This window comes from Variovorax sp. P1_H2, from assembly GCF_056405295.1.
In genome coordinates this window covers 1-14,643 of sequence record NZ_JBFUCJ010000147.1, presented here as the reverse complement: position 1 = coordinate 14,643, position 14,643 = coordinate 1, and the positions used below count along the sequence as shown (strand labels likewise).

Genomic DNA, 14,643 nt, shown 5'->3' with positions numbered 1-14,643 from the left:
GTTATAACCCTGCGGCCGTAGGGAAAGCAATGTGCAAGCGGCTCGATGTGCTGTTCGCGGAACGTCGGTCTCGAAAAACGTCATAGCGATGACTGCCTCGGACCCCTTCCGGTAATTCCTCATTCTTACCGAGCTCTAGGATCAGCGCGGCGTGGCCGCGCAGGCGAAAGGGATCGGGTGACCCAGCGTGGTGTCGCTGAAGATTCGGAGAAGGACGCGCTCTTTGGCGAAGGCGGGGCCAGGGGCGACAGCTGGACGCCGCCTCGCTGAAGGCCTGCGCGGAAGCCAACCTGTCGCTGGAGGCCCCCGGCCGGCGCATTGCCGCGCGGCTGGAGGAAATCAGGCTGCGGCGGAGAGAGGCAGGTTGACCGGCTCGGTCACGGACTGACTGACGATGCGACCGTGTTCCAGGTGGATGACCCGGTTGCATTCCTTCGCGATCAGTTCCGGTGAATGCGAGGCCAGCACCAGGATGCCGGACTTCGCCACCACATCCTTCATGCGCTGCTCGGCCTTGTGGGTGAATTCGGCGTCGCCGACCGACAGCCATTCGTCCATCAGCAGGATGTCGGCCTGCACACTGGTGGAGATTGAGAAAGCAAGGCGCATCAGCATGCCGGTCGAGTAGGTGCGCACCGGCATGTTGACGTATTCGCCGAGCCCGCTGAATTCGCAGATTTCGGGAGTCAAGGTGTCGATCTGCTTCTTGCTCATTCCCATCACGAGGCCGCGCAGCATGATGTTCTCGATGCCCGTGGCGTCCGCTTCGATGCCCAACGAAGGATCGATCAAACTGGAGACCGTCCCCTGTCGGACGAATTCGCCGGACGAAGGTTCGTAAACGCCGGCCAGCGCGCGCAGCAGGGTCGACTTGCCGGCACCGTTGTGGCCGATCAGTCCGAGGCGGTCGCCGCTCTTCAATTCGAGATCGATGTTGCTGAGAGCTTGGACTACGTTGACACCGGTTTCCTTGCCGAAGCGCCCACCCGTCACCGAGGCAGCCAGCGTCTTCTTGAAGGAGGCCGCTCCGGCCCCGTAGATCGGGAAATTGACCGAGACGTTCTTGAGAGAAATGAGAGCCATGTGGAGTTACAGCCAGTAGACGACGCGGCGGCGGTATTTCGCGAAGAGGAGGCTCGACACGATCAGGGTCGCGGCCGTCCAGCCGAGAATCCCCCACCAGTTATGACTCTCGGCGACCCCGCCCATCAGCGGCGTGCGCAGAAGGTCCAGCATCTGAGCGAAGGGGTTCCAGAGGATGTACTTCGCGCGTCCGGGTAGGCTCGAGGGCAGCCAGAACACGGGCGTGAGGAACATCAGCATCTGCATCACGCTGGTGACGATCTGCGTGACGTCGCGAAACCGCGTGCAGACCAGGCCGAGCGCAATGCCCACGGCTTGCGCATTGATCAGCACAAGCAGGAAAGCCGGCACGAAGAGCAGCGCCGACCACCCCAGCGAGACGCCGGCCCAGATCGCCACGGGAATATATAGAACGATCTGATGGGCAAACTGGATCAGATTGCGCGCCATGCTGCGCCAGACGAAAAGGCTGATCGGGAAATAACCCTGCTTCAGATAGTTCGCAGATCCGATGAACGCGTTGCAGGAATCCGTCACCATGGCCGAGAAAAATCCCCAGAAGATGATGCCGAGTGCCAGGTGGGGGAAGAACTTCGACAGTTCGGTGCCGAATAGCGAGCTGTAGAGCGGCCCCATGCCGCCGATCATCGCGCCCATGCTGAGCGTGAGCCACAGCGGGCCCAGCATCGAGCGGCGATAGCGAAGCACGATGTCGAACCAGGCGAGAGTCCACCAGATATCGGTGCGACGGGCGCCTTCCCACCAGTCGCCCCAGGCGCTGCGATGCAAATTCGAATGTGCCTGGCTCATACGCGTCCGTAGGTGTCGGCAAGCCGCACGATGTCGTCTTCTCCAAGGTAGGCCCCACACTGCACTTCGATCAGCACCAGTTCGTCCTTGCCTGTATTCGTCAAACGATGTCTTTCTTTCAAGGGGATGTATCTGTACTCGCCGGGCAGGGTCTTGTATTCCACGTCGCCGACCTGGACCAGCGCCGTACCCTGCACGACCACCCAGTGTTCGGCGCGTTGATGGTGGTATTGCAGCGAGAGCGATTCGCCGGGCTTCACCGTGATGCGCTTGACCTTGTAGCCGTCTTCCTCCTTGAGGGAGGCATAGGTGCCCCAGGGCCGATGCACCACGGCCGGGAGATTGACCGCCTCATGCTGACGGTCCTTCAAGGTGTCGACGATTCTCTTGACGTCCTGCGCACTGTCCTTGTGAGCTACCAGCAGCGCGTCCGGCGTGTCGACGATCACGAGATCATGCACGCCCAATGTCGCGACCACCTTCGGGCCGTGGCTGTCGACCTGAACGTGCGTTCCCGTGGTGTCGATCGCAACGGTGTTCGATGGCATGCTGTTGCCGCTGGCATCGGAGGTATGCGCCTTGGCCACCGAAGGCCAGGAACCCACGTCGCTCCAACTGAACTTGGCCGGCACCACATGGACGTTGTCGGCGCGTTCCATGACGGCGTAGTCGATGCTGATGTCCGGCTGCAGGCCGAAGTCATGCAGGTTGAACTGGACGGTGTTGTTCGCTGTCTGCGACGATTCGAGCGCGCGGCGCGCGGCGGCCAGCAGCTCGGGTGCGTGCCGCTCGAAGGCCGAGATGATGGCGTCCGCGGTGAAGCAGAACATGCCGCTGTTCCAGTAGTAACGGCCGGTTGCGAGGTATTCCTGCGCGGTCTGGAGGTCCGGCTTTTCCACGAAGCGCTTGGCACGCTGGCTTTCGCGCGACACGTGCTCCACCTCGACGTAGCCGAAGCCGGTGTCCGGGCTGGAGGGACTGATGCCAAAAACAACCAGGGCGCCTTGCGCGGCGAGCCTGAAAGCCTGGCTGGCGCTGGCGACGAAGGCCTCGACGTCCGGCACCAGATGATCGGCCGAGAGCACCAGCATCACGGTATCCCCGCTGAATTGCTTGACGCACTGGAGCGCCGCCAGCGCGATCGCGGGCCCGGTATTGCGGCCCTTGGGCTCGAGCAGCAGCGTGGCTTCGGGCGGGTCGGCCATCTGCCGCAACACGTCCTTGGTGAGGAACAGGTGGTCCTTGTTGGTGACGATCATCAGGTCGCCGGTGCCGCAGGCCTGTCCCCGTTCCACGGCTTGCTGGAGCAGGGTCGAGCCACCGAGCTTCATGAAGGGCTTCGGAAAGGCCTGGCGCGACGCGGGCCACAGGCGGGAGCCTGCGCCTCCCGAGAGCACAACTGAAAGCAAGCGCATTTTTTTCCTGAGTTCTGGACGGGCGATAATTTTACCGGTCCGACTCCAGCCGGCCTCGGAGCCCGGGGCCGCGAGGCCTTGGCTTGCCACCGATCCATGCCGCAGTTCACCAACGATGTTTACAAAGCCCACCCTGCCGACGACGCACCAGCCGAGCAGCCCCCGCCCGCGCAGCGTCGACCATGAGAAGGCCCAACTGCACCGCCAGGTCAGGCGCCTGACCTCGGAAGTCACGGGGCTCGAGGAACAGCTGCAGGCCATGCGCCAGTCGACCAGCTGGCGGTTCTCGGCGCCCTTGCGCTGGCTGAGCCGGCAACTGGGGCGAAAACCGGCACCGGGCCCGGCCCCATCGAGGAGCGACCAGAGCTACGCCGAATGGATCCGCCTGTATGACTCACCGCCCCCCGGGATGCCGGATCCCTTCTGCGTCCGCAGGACCGGCCAGGTTGTGCGGCCTTCGCTTTCGATCGTGCTTGCAGCGAGCACGGACCAGGTGCCCTTGCTGGCGGCGTCGATCGACGCCATCCTGGCCCAGGACCCCCATGCGGAGCTTTTCCATCACGAATCTGCGACGCGAGGATCCGATGCGTCGTCGGCAAAGCGCCAGCGCTTCGACCGGGAGCAGGACTACATGYGGTCGAAATGGCCTGAACTGATCGCCGACGACCCCGCCTACAACCCCAACCTCACGGCCCATGCCGAGGATTTCGGCCTGGCCTGGCCGCCTCGCGTGCCCTGGATCGCCGGCRCCGCAGCCCCATGACCCTCTCCGTTTCCGTCGCCCTCTGCACCCACAACGGCGCCCGATTCGTCGGCGAGCAGGTCCGCAGCATCTGCCTGCAATCCCTGCCGCCGGCCGACATCGTCTTGTCCGACGACGCCTCCACCGACGGCTGCGTCGAAGTGGCGCAGAACGCCCTCGAGGCCTGCCTGCGCGAGCGCCCGGGCCTGGCGATCGGCTTTCGCGCGATCCGCAACGTGCCCGCACTGCGGGTCACCAAGAACTTCGAGCAGGCCGCGCGCGCCTGCACCGGCGACCTGATCGCCCTCAGCGACCAGGACGATGTCTGGCATCCCGACCGCCTGGCGCGGATGGTGGCCCCGTTCGACCAGCGCCCCGACCTGCTGCTGCTGCACAGCGACGCCCGGCTGGTCGACGACGACCTGAAGGAGCTCGGGCTGTCGCTGTTCCATGCGCTGGAGGTCAAGTCCTTCGAACGGGCCTGGATCCACGAGGGCCGCGCCTTCGACGTCTTCCTGCGCCGCAATCTGGTCACCGGCGCGACCACCTTGTTCCGGCGCTCCCTGCTCGAGCAGGCGCTGGACTTCCCGAAGGAGTGGCTGCACGACGAGTGGCTGGGCATCGTCGCCTCGGCGATCGGCCGGGTCGACGTGCTCGAGGACGCGCTGATCGACTATCGCCAGCATGAAAGCAACCAGATCGGCGCGCGCCGCGATTCCTTCACGGAAAAGGTCAGGAAAGCCCTGGCCTCGCGCGGCACCACGCACCAGGAGCGGGCCCTGAAGGCCGAACTCCTGCTCGAGCGGCTGCTTTCCCTGGGCGACCAGGTGGCTCCGGATACCATCCAGAAGCTGCGCGACAAGCTGGAACACCAGCGCTTCCGGGCCGCGCTGCCGGCGTCACGCGTGGCGCGCTGCCTCCCGGTGCTGCGCGAAGCCATGACCGGCCGCTACGAAAAGTTCGGCCGCGGCACGCGCGGCGTCGTCCGCGACCTGTTCGAATCCGTCTGAGACCTTCCGAAGATCACCCCGCCTCGCCGAATGCCCGACAAGATCGATTCCTCCCCCGCTGCCCGGCCCTCGGTCGTCGTTGTCATGCCGTTCTACAACGGCGCCGACTTCATCGAGCGCGCGGTCAAGAGCGTCTTCAACCAGACGGGGCTTTTGGAGGCGCTACCGCGCCGCAGCCTGATTTGAGAGCCAGCCTGTCTCTGCCTCGCAGGGCTGGCGCAACCCCTTAAGATTCCAATTTTGCCGGCTTCGCCTTGATTCCAGTCRCTTCTTGCTCCCCCAACGGCCATCTCCCCGTCAGTCGGGCGGGCCGGTTCGTTCCCGTGATCCACAAAGCAATGATTGGCCCTTGTGAAATCCCCGCCCGTGGCGCGTGCAGCGACTTGCGCGACCTCCTCGAGTCGGTGTAGGCACGGATGTCTGCCCCTTCAATGCTTGCCGCGCGGGCCCGTCGTGTTTGGCGGATGGTCCAGGTCCTGCCTGCTGCGGTCTACAAGGGCGGCGGCGTGACCGGCATGTTGGGGCGGACCTGGCTGATCTTCAGGCAATCGGGCTTGCGAGGTCTGAAAACCTCGTTTGGCATCCTCTTGCGCGGCGAAGGTCCTCCTCGCATGGCAGATGCCGGGACGCTGGATCGCAAGCACTACGGCGAGTGGGTGAAGCGCTACGACACGACGACGGACGGACTCCGCGCCCTGATGAGGCAGCGCATCGCGACCATGGGCCGTACACCTCTGATATCGGTGGTYATGCCGGTCTTCGATGCCGACGCAGCGTGGCTGCGCGAGGCGATCGAATCCGTGCGCCGGCAGATCTACCCGTGCTGGGAGCTGTGCATTGCCGACGACGCATCGCCCTCGGAAGCGACCCGTGCATTGCTGAGCGAATACGCTGCGCTCGACTCACGCATCAAGCTTGTCTTCAGGCCGCGGAATGGACATATTTCCGCGGCGTCGAACAGTGCGCTCGAGTTGGCCAGCGGGCCATGGGTTGCACTCATGGATCACGACGACGTGCTGGCCGAGCATGCCCTTTTCTGGTTGGCCGATGCGATCGATCGCCATCCGGAAGCGCGCCTGATCTATTCCGACGAAGACAAGATCGACGGTCAGGGCGTGCGGTCGGCGCCCAACTTCAAGCCTGACTGGAACCTCGATCTGTTCCTGTCGCAAAACATGTTCTCGCACTTGGGGGCCTTCCGCACCGACCTGGTCCGGGCGATGGGCGGCTTCAGGGAAGGGCTCGAGGGCGCGCAGGACTATGACCTCGTCTTGCGCTGCATCGAGCATGTCGCACCAGGACAGGTGCATCACATCCCGAGGGTGCTTTATCACTGGCGTGTGCATGAAGCGAGCACGGCGACGTCGATGCAGGCCAAGCCCTATGCGCAGCAGGCGGGCGTGCGCGCGCTGAACGAGCACTTCGTGCGCACCGGCGTGCGCGGGCATGTGGCGTACACCCCCGACGGCTATCGGGCCCACTACGATCTGCCTGATCCGCCACCGCTGGTGTCGCTCGTCATTCCGACGCGAAACGCTGCGGCACTGGTGAGGCAGTGCATCGAGAGCATCCAGCGGAAGACGAGCTATCCGCGCTACGAGATCATTCTGGTCGACAATGGATCGGATGACCCGGTTGCGCTCGACTACTTCCGCCAACTCGAAGAGCAGCCGGGCATTCGCGTCGTTCGCGACGACAGGCCGTTCAACTATTCGGCGCTCAACAATGAGGCTGTCGAACTGGCAAGCGGCGAGTTCGTTGGACTGATCAACAATGACATCGAGGTGATATCGCCCGATTGGCTCTCGGAGATGGTCGGGATAGCGCTCCAGCCCGGGGTGGGCGCGGTGGGTGCACGGCTCTGGTATTCAGACATGCGGCTCCAGCATGGCGGGGTCATTCTGGGGATCGGCGGCGTCGCTGGCCACTCTCACAAGCGGCTCCAGGCGGGTGATCCGGGTCATTTTCAGCGGGCCACTCTGATTCAGTCCCTGTCTGCCGTCACTGCTGCATGCATGGTGGTGCGCAAGGAGCTATACCAGTCGGTGGGTGGTCTCGACGAGAAGAACCTGAAGGTCGCGTACAACGACATCGATCTCTGTTTGCGTGTGCGTGATGCCGGCTATCGCAACGTGTGGACGCCGTATGCGGAGCTGTTTCACCATGAGTCGGCGACCCGCGGCGATGACGCAGCCCCTGAAAGGAAGGCGCGCCACGACGGCGAGGTGCGATACATGCTGGAGCGCTGGGGCAAGGCATTGCGGGAAGACCCTGCGTACAGCCCGAATCTCACGCTCGATTTCGAGGATTTCAGCTACGCATGGCCGCCGCGCCTGGCGCCGCTCGAGTCCCCCACCAACCTTCGGTAGCGCCAAAAGGTCTTCGACCCCCACACTTTGAGCAGGCTGGTCACGTGCCAGTACAGGTGCTTGCGGCTGCTGCGGCTGGCGCGCCGCGCATCGTGCAGGGCCAGCAGGTCCTCGGCCACCTGCAGCTTCCAGCCGGCAAGCTGGGTCCGGGCGCAGATGTCGAAATCTTCCCCATACATGAAGAAGCGCTCGTCGAAGCCGCCGATCCGGCGGTAGGCCTCGCTGCGAAACAGCATGAACAGCCCCGGAATCCAGTGCGGCACGGCCGGGCGGACGTAGCCTGGACGCCGGCGCACCAGGATCTCGTGCGGCGTGATGATCGCCCGGTGCTGCTCGGGCTCGGCCTTGCCCGGCTCGAGGATGCGCGGCGTCAGCAGGCCGGCGTCGGGGCGTGCCTGCGCCACCAGCGGCGCCAGGATGTCGCGGTCGAAGCGGATGTCCGGGTTGAGCACCAGGAACCACGGCGTCGCGCAGCGCTCGAAAGCCTGGTTGTGGTTGGCGCCGAAGCCCTTGGGCGCCGGGTTCTCGATCCGTTCCACCTCGAAACCCCACGCCAGGCCCGCCAGCGCGTCGGATTCGGGGACGTTGATCGTCAGCACCACCTTGGCGACCATGCCTCGGCTGAAGCGGTCGAGCTCCTCCATCAGGGGGCGCACGAGGTCGAGCTGGCCGTGGCTCACGATCGACACCGTGATGGAGGCAGGAGGGGAGGGGGTCATCGGCATGGTCTAATTTCGCTCGGGAATTCTAGGGTTCCCGCCAACACCCCATGATTGCCCTGATCGTCATCAGCTTCCTCCTCTCTGCATTCGCCGTGCAGGTGTTCATGCGCCGCGCCCGCCGGCACGCCCGGCGCTATGCCGCCGACATGCCGCAGCGCTTCCACAAGGGGCACGTGCCCCGGCTGGGAGGGGCCGGCATCTTCATCGGCACCGGCGTGGCCTGGTTGGTCGCCGGCCTCGGCTCGGATCCGTTCAATGTCTCCTGGCCGCTCAAGGCTTCGGCGCTGACGCTGCTGTGCATCGCCCCGGCCGTGCTGGGCGGCATCATCGAGGACGTGACGCAGCAAGTGACGGTGCGCTACCGGCTCGGGCTCACGATCGGTTCCGCGCTGCTGCTGTGCTGGGTGCTGAACCTCGGCCTGGCGCGGGTCGGCATTCCGGTCGTCGATGGCTGGCTGCAGACCATGCCCTATGCGGCGATGCTGTTCGCGGCGCTGGCCATCGGCGGCCTGCCGCATGCCTTCAACATCATCGACGGCTACAACGGCCTGGCCGGCACGGTGGCGGTGCTGGTCTGCCTGGCGATTACCCACGTCGCGCTGCAGGTCGGCGACCGCCAGCTGGCGGCCATGATGATCTGCCTGGTCGGCGCCACGTTGGGCTTCCTGATCTGGAACTATCCGCGCGGCAAGATCTTCGCCGGCGACGGCGGGGCCTACGTCTGGGGCATGGTGATCGCCGTGGCCGCGGTGACGCTGGTGCAAAGGCACCGGGTGGTGTCGCCGTGGTTCCCGATGCTGCTGCTGATCTACCCGGTGTGGGAGACCGTGTTCTCGATCTACCGCAAGGTGGCGCGCGGCCAGTCGCCGGGCGATGCCGACGCGCTGCATTTCCACCAGCTGATCTTCCGCCGCATCGTCCGCGTGGCCTTTGCCGACGACGAGGCGCGGCAGCTGCTGGCGCGCAACAATCGCACCTCGCCCTACCTGTGGATCTTCGCGGCGCTGACCGTGGTGCCGGCGGTGCTGTTCTGGAACAACACGCTGGTGCTGATGGCCTTCTGCGCCCTGTTTGTCGCCACCTACGTGGCGGCCTACCTGATGATCGTGCGCTTCAAGGTGCCGCGCTGGCTGCGGCCGTGACCTGTTGCTCGCCCCCAGGTTGGGCTCACTGCGTGTAGCCCGCCCACCCCCTGCCGGGGGCAACACCGGCGGCCCGGCGAAGCCGGTTCCGCGGTGTTTCACCAACGGGCCTGGCTGCGCCGGCCGGGTGGCCTGCAGTTCCGCCACAATTCGGGTTCTGCTTTTCTCCATCGCTCAAAAATGACCGATCCTGTCCTGAACATCCCCCCGCGCGACAAGGCCGAGATCCTGGCCCAGGCGCTGCCCTACATCCGCAAGTTCCACGGCAAGACCATCGTCATCAAGTACGGCGGCAACGCCATGACCGACCCCGAGCTGCAGGCCGACTTCGCCGAAGACGTGGTGCTGCTCAAGCTGGTCGGCATGAATCCGGTGGTGGTGCACGGCGGCGGCCCGCAGATCGAGGCGGCGCTCAAGCGGCTCGGCAAGACCGGCCACTTCATCCAGGGCATGCGCGTGACCGACTCCGAGACCATGGAGGTGGTCGAGTGGGTGCTGGCCGGCGAGGTGCAGCAGGACATCGTGGGCCTGATCAACCAGGCCGGCGGCAAGGCGGTGGGCCTGACCGGGCGCGACGGCGGCCTGATCCGGGCCCAGAAGCTCAAGATGGCCGACCGCAACGACCCCAACCTGCACCACGACGTCGGCCAGGTCGGCGACATCGTCTCGATCGACCCGAGCGTGGTCAAGGCGCTGCAGGACGACGCCTTCATCCCGGTGGTCAGCCCGATCGGCTTCGGCGAGGCAAACGAGAGCTACAACATCAATGCCGACGTCGTCGCCGGCAAGCTGGCGACCGTGCTGAAGGCCGAGAAGCTCATGATGTTGACCAACACGCCCGGCGTGCTCGACAAGAACGGCAATCTGCTGACCGACCTGAGCGCGCGCGAGATCGACGAGCTGTTCGCCGACGGCACCATCTCCGGCGGCATGCTGCCGAAGATCGAAGGCGCGCTGGACGCCGCCAAGAGCGGCGTCAATGCGGTCCACATCATCGACGGCCGGGTGCCCCACTCGCTGCTGCTGGAAATCCTGACCGACCAGGCCTACGGCACCATGATCCGGGCCCGCTGAGCGCCTGAGCTAGCGGTCGTAACCCCGGGGATTGGCCTGCTGCCAGCGCCAGCTGTCGGCGCACATCTGGTCGAGGCCGCGGCGGGCCGTCCAGCCGAGCGTGGCTTGCGCCAGCGCCGGATCGCCCCAGTAGGCCGGGACGTCGCCGGGGCGCCGCGGGCCGATCTCGCAGGCGATGCGCCGGCCGCTCGCCCGCTCGAAGGCCTTCACCACCTCGAGCACCGATGCGCCCTGGCCGGTGCCGAGATTGAGGGCGGCGAGTCCCGGCTGCCGTTCGGCGTGCCGCAGCGCCGCCACATGGCCTTCGGCCAGGTCCATCACGTGGACGTAGTCGCGCACGCCGGTGCCGTCGGGGGTCGGATAGTCGCCGCCATGGACCGCGAGCTTGTCGCGCAGGCCCACCGCGACCTGGCAGACGAAGGGCATCAGGTTGTTCGGCCGGCCCTGCGGGTGCTCCCCGATCAGCCCGCTTTCGTGGGCACCCACGGGATTGAAATAGCGCAGCAGCGCGATCCGCCAGCGCGGGTCCGAGCGCTGCAGGTCGCCCAGCGCCTCCTCGACCATCAGCTTCGAGCGCCCGTACGGGTTGGCCGGCCGGCGCGGCGCGTCTTCCGGGATCGGCGAATGATCGGGCTCGCCGTAGACCGTGGCCGAGGACGAGAAGATCAGCGTGCGCACCTCGGCAGCCTGCATCGCCGCCGCCAGCACGAAGCTGCCGTGCACGTTGTTGTCGTAGTAGCTGATCGGGTCGGCCACCGAATCGCCGACCGCCTTCAGGCCGGCGACATGGATCACGCCGGCGATCGGCTGTTCGGCGAACAGCCGGTCCAGCAAGGCGCGGTCGCGCACATCGCCTTCGATGAAGCGAGGCGCTTCGCCGCTGATGCGCGCCAGCCGGTCGAAGACGCGGACGTCGCTGTTTCCCAGGTTGTCGAGCACCAGGGGCGCATACCCTGCGGCAGCCAGCGCCACGCAGATGTGGCTGCCGATGAATCCGGCGCCTCCGGTCACGAGAATCGTTTGGGTCATGGTCTGTCTTGGCGTTGGAACGTGAAATCGTTGTCGATTCTGCGCGACAGGCAGGGCTTGTCCGGTTGGCGCGCGCTAACGTCCCTGTGCGAGAATCAATTTTTTACATTTTGCACGCGCCCATGCAGAACGACGAGCCGAGCGCCCTTGGCGCCACAAGCAGTTCAGAACCGGTGGCCGTACCGGCGCGCAAACGCCCCAAGCCGGGCGAACGGCGCGTGCAGATCCTCCAGGCCCTGGCGGCCATGCTCGAGCAGCCGGGGGCCGAGCGTGTCACCACGGCGGCCCTGGCCGCCAGGCTCGAGGTCAGCGAGGCCGCGCTCTATCGCCATTTCGCCAGCAAGGCGCAGATGTTCGAGGGCCTGATCGACTTCATCGAGCAGAGCGTGTTCACGCTGGTGAACCAGATCGTCGAGCGCGACGCCCCGGGCCACGAGCAGGCGGCGCGCATTGTCGCGATGCTGGTCCAGTTCGCCGAGAAGAATCCGGGCATGACTCGCGTCATGGTGGGCGATGCGCTGGTGTTCGAGAACGAGCGCCTGCAGAGCCGCATGAACCAGTTCTTCGACAAGATCGAGGCGACCCTGCGCCAGTCGCTGCGCGACGCGGCGGCGGGCGATGGCTCGGCGACACCGAGCGTCGACGCGCAGGTGCGGGCTTCGGCGCTGACGGCCTTCGTGGTCGGGCGGCTGCAGCGCTTTGCGCGCTCGGGCTTCCGGCGCGCCCCTTCGGAGCACCTCGACGCCGCCGTGGCGCTGATGCTCTGACGCGAGCCATCTGGCCGCGCGCCCGTCGGCGCGCTCTATGGTTGGCATAAAGGGTATCTATTTCCGCGAGGGCCGCTTCTGCCACAAAATCGATCTCCTTCATCGCACAACGTAGGAGATCCACATGGAAAACCAGAAGACCGAAGCCAAGTGTCCGTTCAGCGAGGCCGCGGGCGATGGCGCCACGAACCGCGACTGGTGGCCCAAGCAGTTGCGCCTGGATCTGCTCCATCAGCATTCGTCGAAATCCGACCCCATGGGAGGAGACTTCGATTACGCCGCGGCGTTCAATAGCCTCGACCTGGCGGCGGTGAAAAAGGACCTCGCCGCCTTGATGACGGACTCGCAGGACTGGTGGCCGGCGGACTTCGGGCACTACGGTCCGCTGTTCATCCGCATGGCGTGGCACAGCGCCGGCACCTACCGCACCGGCGACGGACGAGGAGGCGGCGGCCGCGGCCAGCAGCGTTTCGCGCCGCTGAACAGTTGGCCGGACAACGTGAGCCTCGACAAGGCGCGGCGCCTTCTCTGGCCGATTAAGCAGAAGTACGGCAAGAAGATTTCGTGGGCCGACCTGATGATTCTCGCGGGCAATGTCGCACTGGAAACCATGGGCTTCAAGACCTTCGGCTTCGGCGGCGGCCGCCCCGACGTGTGGGAGCCGGATCAGGATGTGTACTGGGGTCGCGAGACGACCTGGCTGCGCGGCGACCTGCGCTACGCCCACGGCCCGGAAGATGTCGAGGAGGAAGGCCGGAAGCTGGAGAACCCGCTCGCCGCCGTGCAGATGGGGCTGATCTACGTCAATCCTGAAGGTCCGGACGGCAACCCCGATCCGATCGCCGCAGCCTATGACATCCGCGAGACCTTCGCTCGCATGGCGATGGACGACGAAGAGACCGTGGCGCTGATCGTCGGCGGCCACAGCTTCGGCAAGACCCATGGCGCCGCCCCGGCGACCCATGTCTCGCACGTGCCCGAGGCGGCCGGTCTCGAGGACCAGGGCCTCGGCTGGAAGAACAGCTTCGGCACCGGCAAGGGCGGCGATACGATCAGCAGCGGCCTCGAAGTGACATGGACCACCACGCCGACGAAGTGGAGCAACAACTTCCTCGAGAACCTGTTCGGCTTCGAGTGGGAGTTGACCAAGAGTCCTGCAGGCGCGCACCAGTGGGTGGCCAAGGGCGGCGCCGGTGCCGGCACCATTCCGGACGCGCACGATGCTTCCAAGCGCCGCGCGCCGACCATGCTGACCACCGATCTTTCGTTGCGCATGGACCCGGCTTACGAGAAGATTTCGCGGCGCTTCCTTGCGAATCCCGATCAGCTCGCCGAAGCCTTCGCGCGTGCCTGGTTCAAGCTCACCCACCGTGACATGGGGCCGCGCGCCCGCTACCTCGGGCCGGAGGTACCCGCCGAAGAACTCATCTGGCAGGACCCGATTCCCGCGGTCGACCATCCCCTGGTCGACGCGCAGGATGTCGAGTCCCTCAAGAAGAAGGTGCTGGCCTCGGGCCTCACCCCTGCGCAGCTCGTCTCGACGGCCTGGGCGTCGGCATCCACATTCCGCGGCTCCGACAAGCGGGGCGGCGCGAACGGCGCGCGGATCCGTCTCGCGCCGCAGAAGGATTGGGCCGTCAATCAGCCGGAGCAGCTGGCGAAGGTCCTGCAGGCGCTCGAGGGCATCCGCAGCGATTTCAACGCCGCGCAGACTGGCGGCAAAAAGGTGTCTCTCGCCGACCTGATCGTCCTGGCCGGTGGCGCGGGCGTGGAGAAAGCGGCCCGCGACGCCGGCCGCGAGGTCAAGGTGCCCTTCACGCCGGGGCGCGAGGACGCCTCGCAGGCGCAAACCGACGAGCTCTCCTTCGCGCCGCTGGAACCGTATGCGGATGGCTTCCGCAACTACGTGAAGGCGCGCTTCAGCGTGCCCGCGGAGGCGCTGCTGGTCGACAAGGCGCAGTTGCTGACGCTGACGGCGCCCGAGATGACGGTGCTCGTCGGTGGCCTGCGCGTGCTCGATGCCAACTTCGGCCAGACCCGGCACGGCGTCTTCACCCGGAAGCCGGGCACCTTGAGCAACGACTTCTTCGTCAACCTGCTCGACATGGGCACGGAGTGGAAGTCGGTCTCGGACGCCAAGGACCAGTTCGAAGGACGCGACCGCAAGACCGGCGAACTCAAGTGGACCGCGACGCGAGTCGACCTGGTCTTCGGGTCGAACGCGCAGCTGCGCGCCCTCGCCGAGGTCTACGCAAGCTCGGATGCGCAGCAGAAGTTCGTCGACGACTTCGTGGCGGCGTGGACCAAGGTGATGAATCTCGACCGCTTCGACATCGCCTGAGCCGGCCGGCGCCAGGCCGGCGCCGGGCCGCCCCAAGGCGGCCTACGGCCCCCTCGGGGGGCAGCGACCACACGCAGTGAGGGAGCGTGGGGGCCAGGCCGGCGCCGGGCCGCCCCAAGGCGGCCTGCGGCCCCCTCGG

Annotated in this window: 13 protein-coding genes; 8 read left to right on the top strand and 5 right to left on the bottom strand. The window is 66.1% G+C overall.

The features are described 5' to 3' along the window. Positions 1-339 precede the first annotated feature (339 nt). From AC1D2E_RS31585 to AC1D2E_RS31575, 3 genes are read right to left on the bottom strand one after another with little or no spacing between them, the layout of a single operon-like run. The gene (locus AC1D2E_RS31585) at positions 340-1,083 is read right to left on the bottom strand and encodes an ABC transporter ATP-binding protein (RefSeq protein WP_478201053.1); all 744 of its coding nucleotides are present in this window, start codon (positions 1,081-1,083) and stop codon (positions 340-342) included. 6 nt (positions 1,084-1,089) lie between these two features. Further along, a complete protein-coding gene (locus AC1D2E_RS31580) occupies positions 1,090-1,872 on the bottom strand; it encodes an ABC transporter permease (RefSeq protein ID WP_478201052.1) in 783 nt (260 codons plus the stop codon). Between the two features lie 17 nt (positions 1,873-1,889). Beyond that, entirely contained in the window at positions 1,890-3,308 is a 1,419-nt protein-coding gene (locus AC1D2E_RS31575; RefSeq protein WP_478201054.1) for a mannose-1-phosphate guanylyltransferase/mannose-6-phosphate isomerase, read from the bottom strand. A gap of 259 nt (positions 3,309-3,567) precedes the next feature. On the opposite strand from AC1D2E_RS31575, the gene AC1D2E_RS31570 reads away from it, so the two are divergent. The 4 genes from AC1D2E_RS31570 (at position 3,568) to AC1D2E_RS31555 (ending at position 7,429) form a co-directional block, all read left to right on the top strand. After that, positions 3,568-4,071, top strand: a complete 504-nt coding sequence (locus AC1D2E_RS31570) for a hypothetical protein (RefSeq protein ID WP_478201051.1) — start codon at positions 3,568-3,570, stop codon at positions 4,069-4,071. Next, positions 4,068-5,060, top strand: a complete 993-nt coding sequence (locus tag AC1D2E_RS31565) for a glycosyltransferase family 2 protein (protein WP_478201050.1) — start codon at positions 4,068-4,070, stop codon at positions 5,058-5,060. The genes AC1D2E_RS31570 and AC1D2E_RS31565 overlap by 4 nt, the downstream gene beginning before the upstream one ends. 30 nt (positions 5,061-5,090) lie before the next feature. Next, entirely contained in the window at positions 5,091-5,246 is a 156-nt protein-coding gene (locus tag AC1D2E_RS31560) for a hypothetical protein (protein ID WP_478201049.1), read from the top strand. A gap of 278 nt (positions 5,247-5,524) precedes the next feature. Continuing rightward, positions 5,525-7,429 carry a glycosyltransferase family 2 protein gene (locus AC1D2E_RS31555; RefSeq protein ID WP_478201048.1) on the top strand — a complete coding sequence of 635 codons (1,905 nt, stop codon included), beginning with the start codon at positions 5,525-5,527 and terminating at the stop codon, positions 7,427-7,429. Here AC1D2E_RS31555 and AC1D2E_RS31550 read toward each other — a convergent pair. Then, on the bottom strand, positions 7,375-8,148 hold the full coding sequence (locus tag AC1D2E_RS31550; RefSeq protein WP_478201047.1) for a glycosyltransferase family 2 protein: 774 nt from the start codon (positions 8,146-8,148) through the stop codon (positions 7,375-7,377). The two genes, AC1D2E_RS31555 and AC1D2E_RS31550, sit on opposite strands and share 55 nt — an antisense overlap. A 50-nt stretch (positions 8,149-8,198) precedes the next feature. On the opposite strand from AC1D2E_RS31550, the gene AC1D2E_RS31545 reads away from it, so the two are divergent. Continuing rightward, complete coding sequence (locus AC1D2E_RS31545; RefSeq protein WP_478201046.1) at positions 8,199-9,293, top strand: glycosyltransferase family 4 protein; 1,095 nt, start codon at positions 8,199-8,201, stop codon at positions 9,291-9,293. A gap of 180 nt (positions 9,294-9,473) precedes the next feature. Beyond that, positions 9,474-10,367, top strand: coding sequence for an acetylglutamate kinase (gene argB, locus AC1D2E_RS31540; RefSeq protein ID WP_478201045.1), 894 nt, complete (start codon positions 9,474-9,476; stop codon positions 10,365-10,367). A 9-nt stretch (positions 10,368-10,376) separates the two neighbouring features. Here argB and galE read toward each other — a convergent pair whose 3' ends face one another. Then, positions 10,377-11,396, bottom strand: coding sequence for a UDP-glucose 4-epimerase GalE (galE, locus tag AC1D2E_RS31535; protein WP_478201044.1), 1,020 nt, complete (start codon positions 11,394-11,396; stop codon positions 10,377-10,379). Between the two features lie 122 nt (positions 11,397-11,518). Between galE and slmA the strand changes: the two genes are divergently transcribed. After that, positions 11,519-12,163 (top strand): nucleoid occlusion factor SlmA, encoded by a 645-nt coding sequence (slmA, locus tag AC1D2E_RS31530; RefSeq protein ID WP_478171032.1) that lies wholly within the window; start codon positions 11,519-11,521, stop codon positions 12,161-12,163. Positions 12,164-12,287: 124 nt separating this feature from the next. Next, complete coding sequence (katG, locus tag AC1D2E_RS31525; RefSeq protein ID WP_478201043.1) at positions 12,288-14,504, top strand: catalase/peroxidase HPI; 2,217 nt, start codon at positions 12,288-12,290, stop codon at positions 14,502-14,504. Positions 14,505-14,643: the final 139 nt, after the last annotated feature.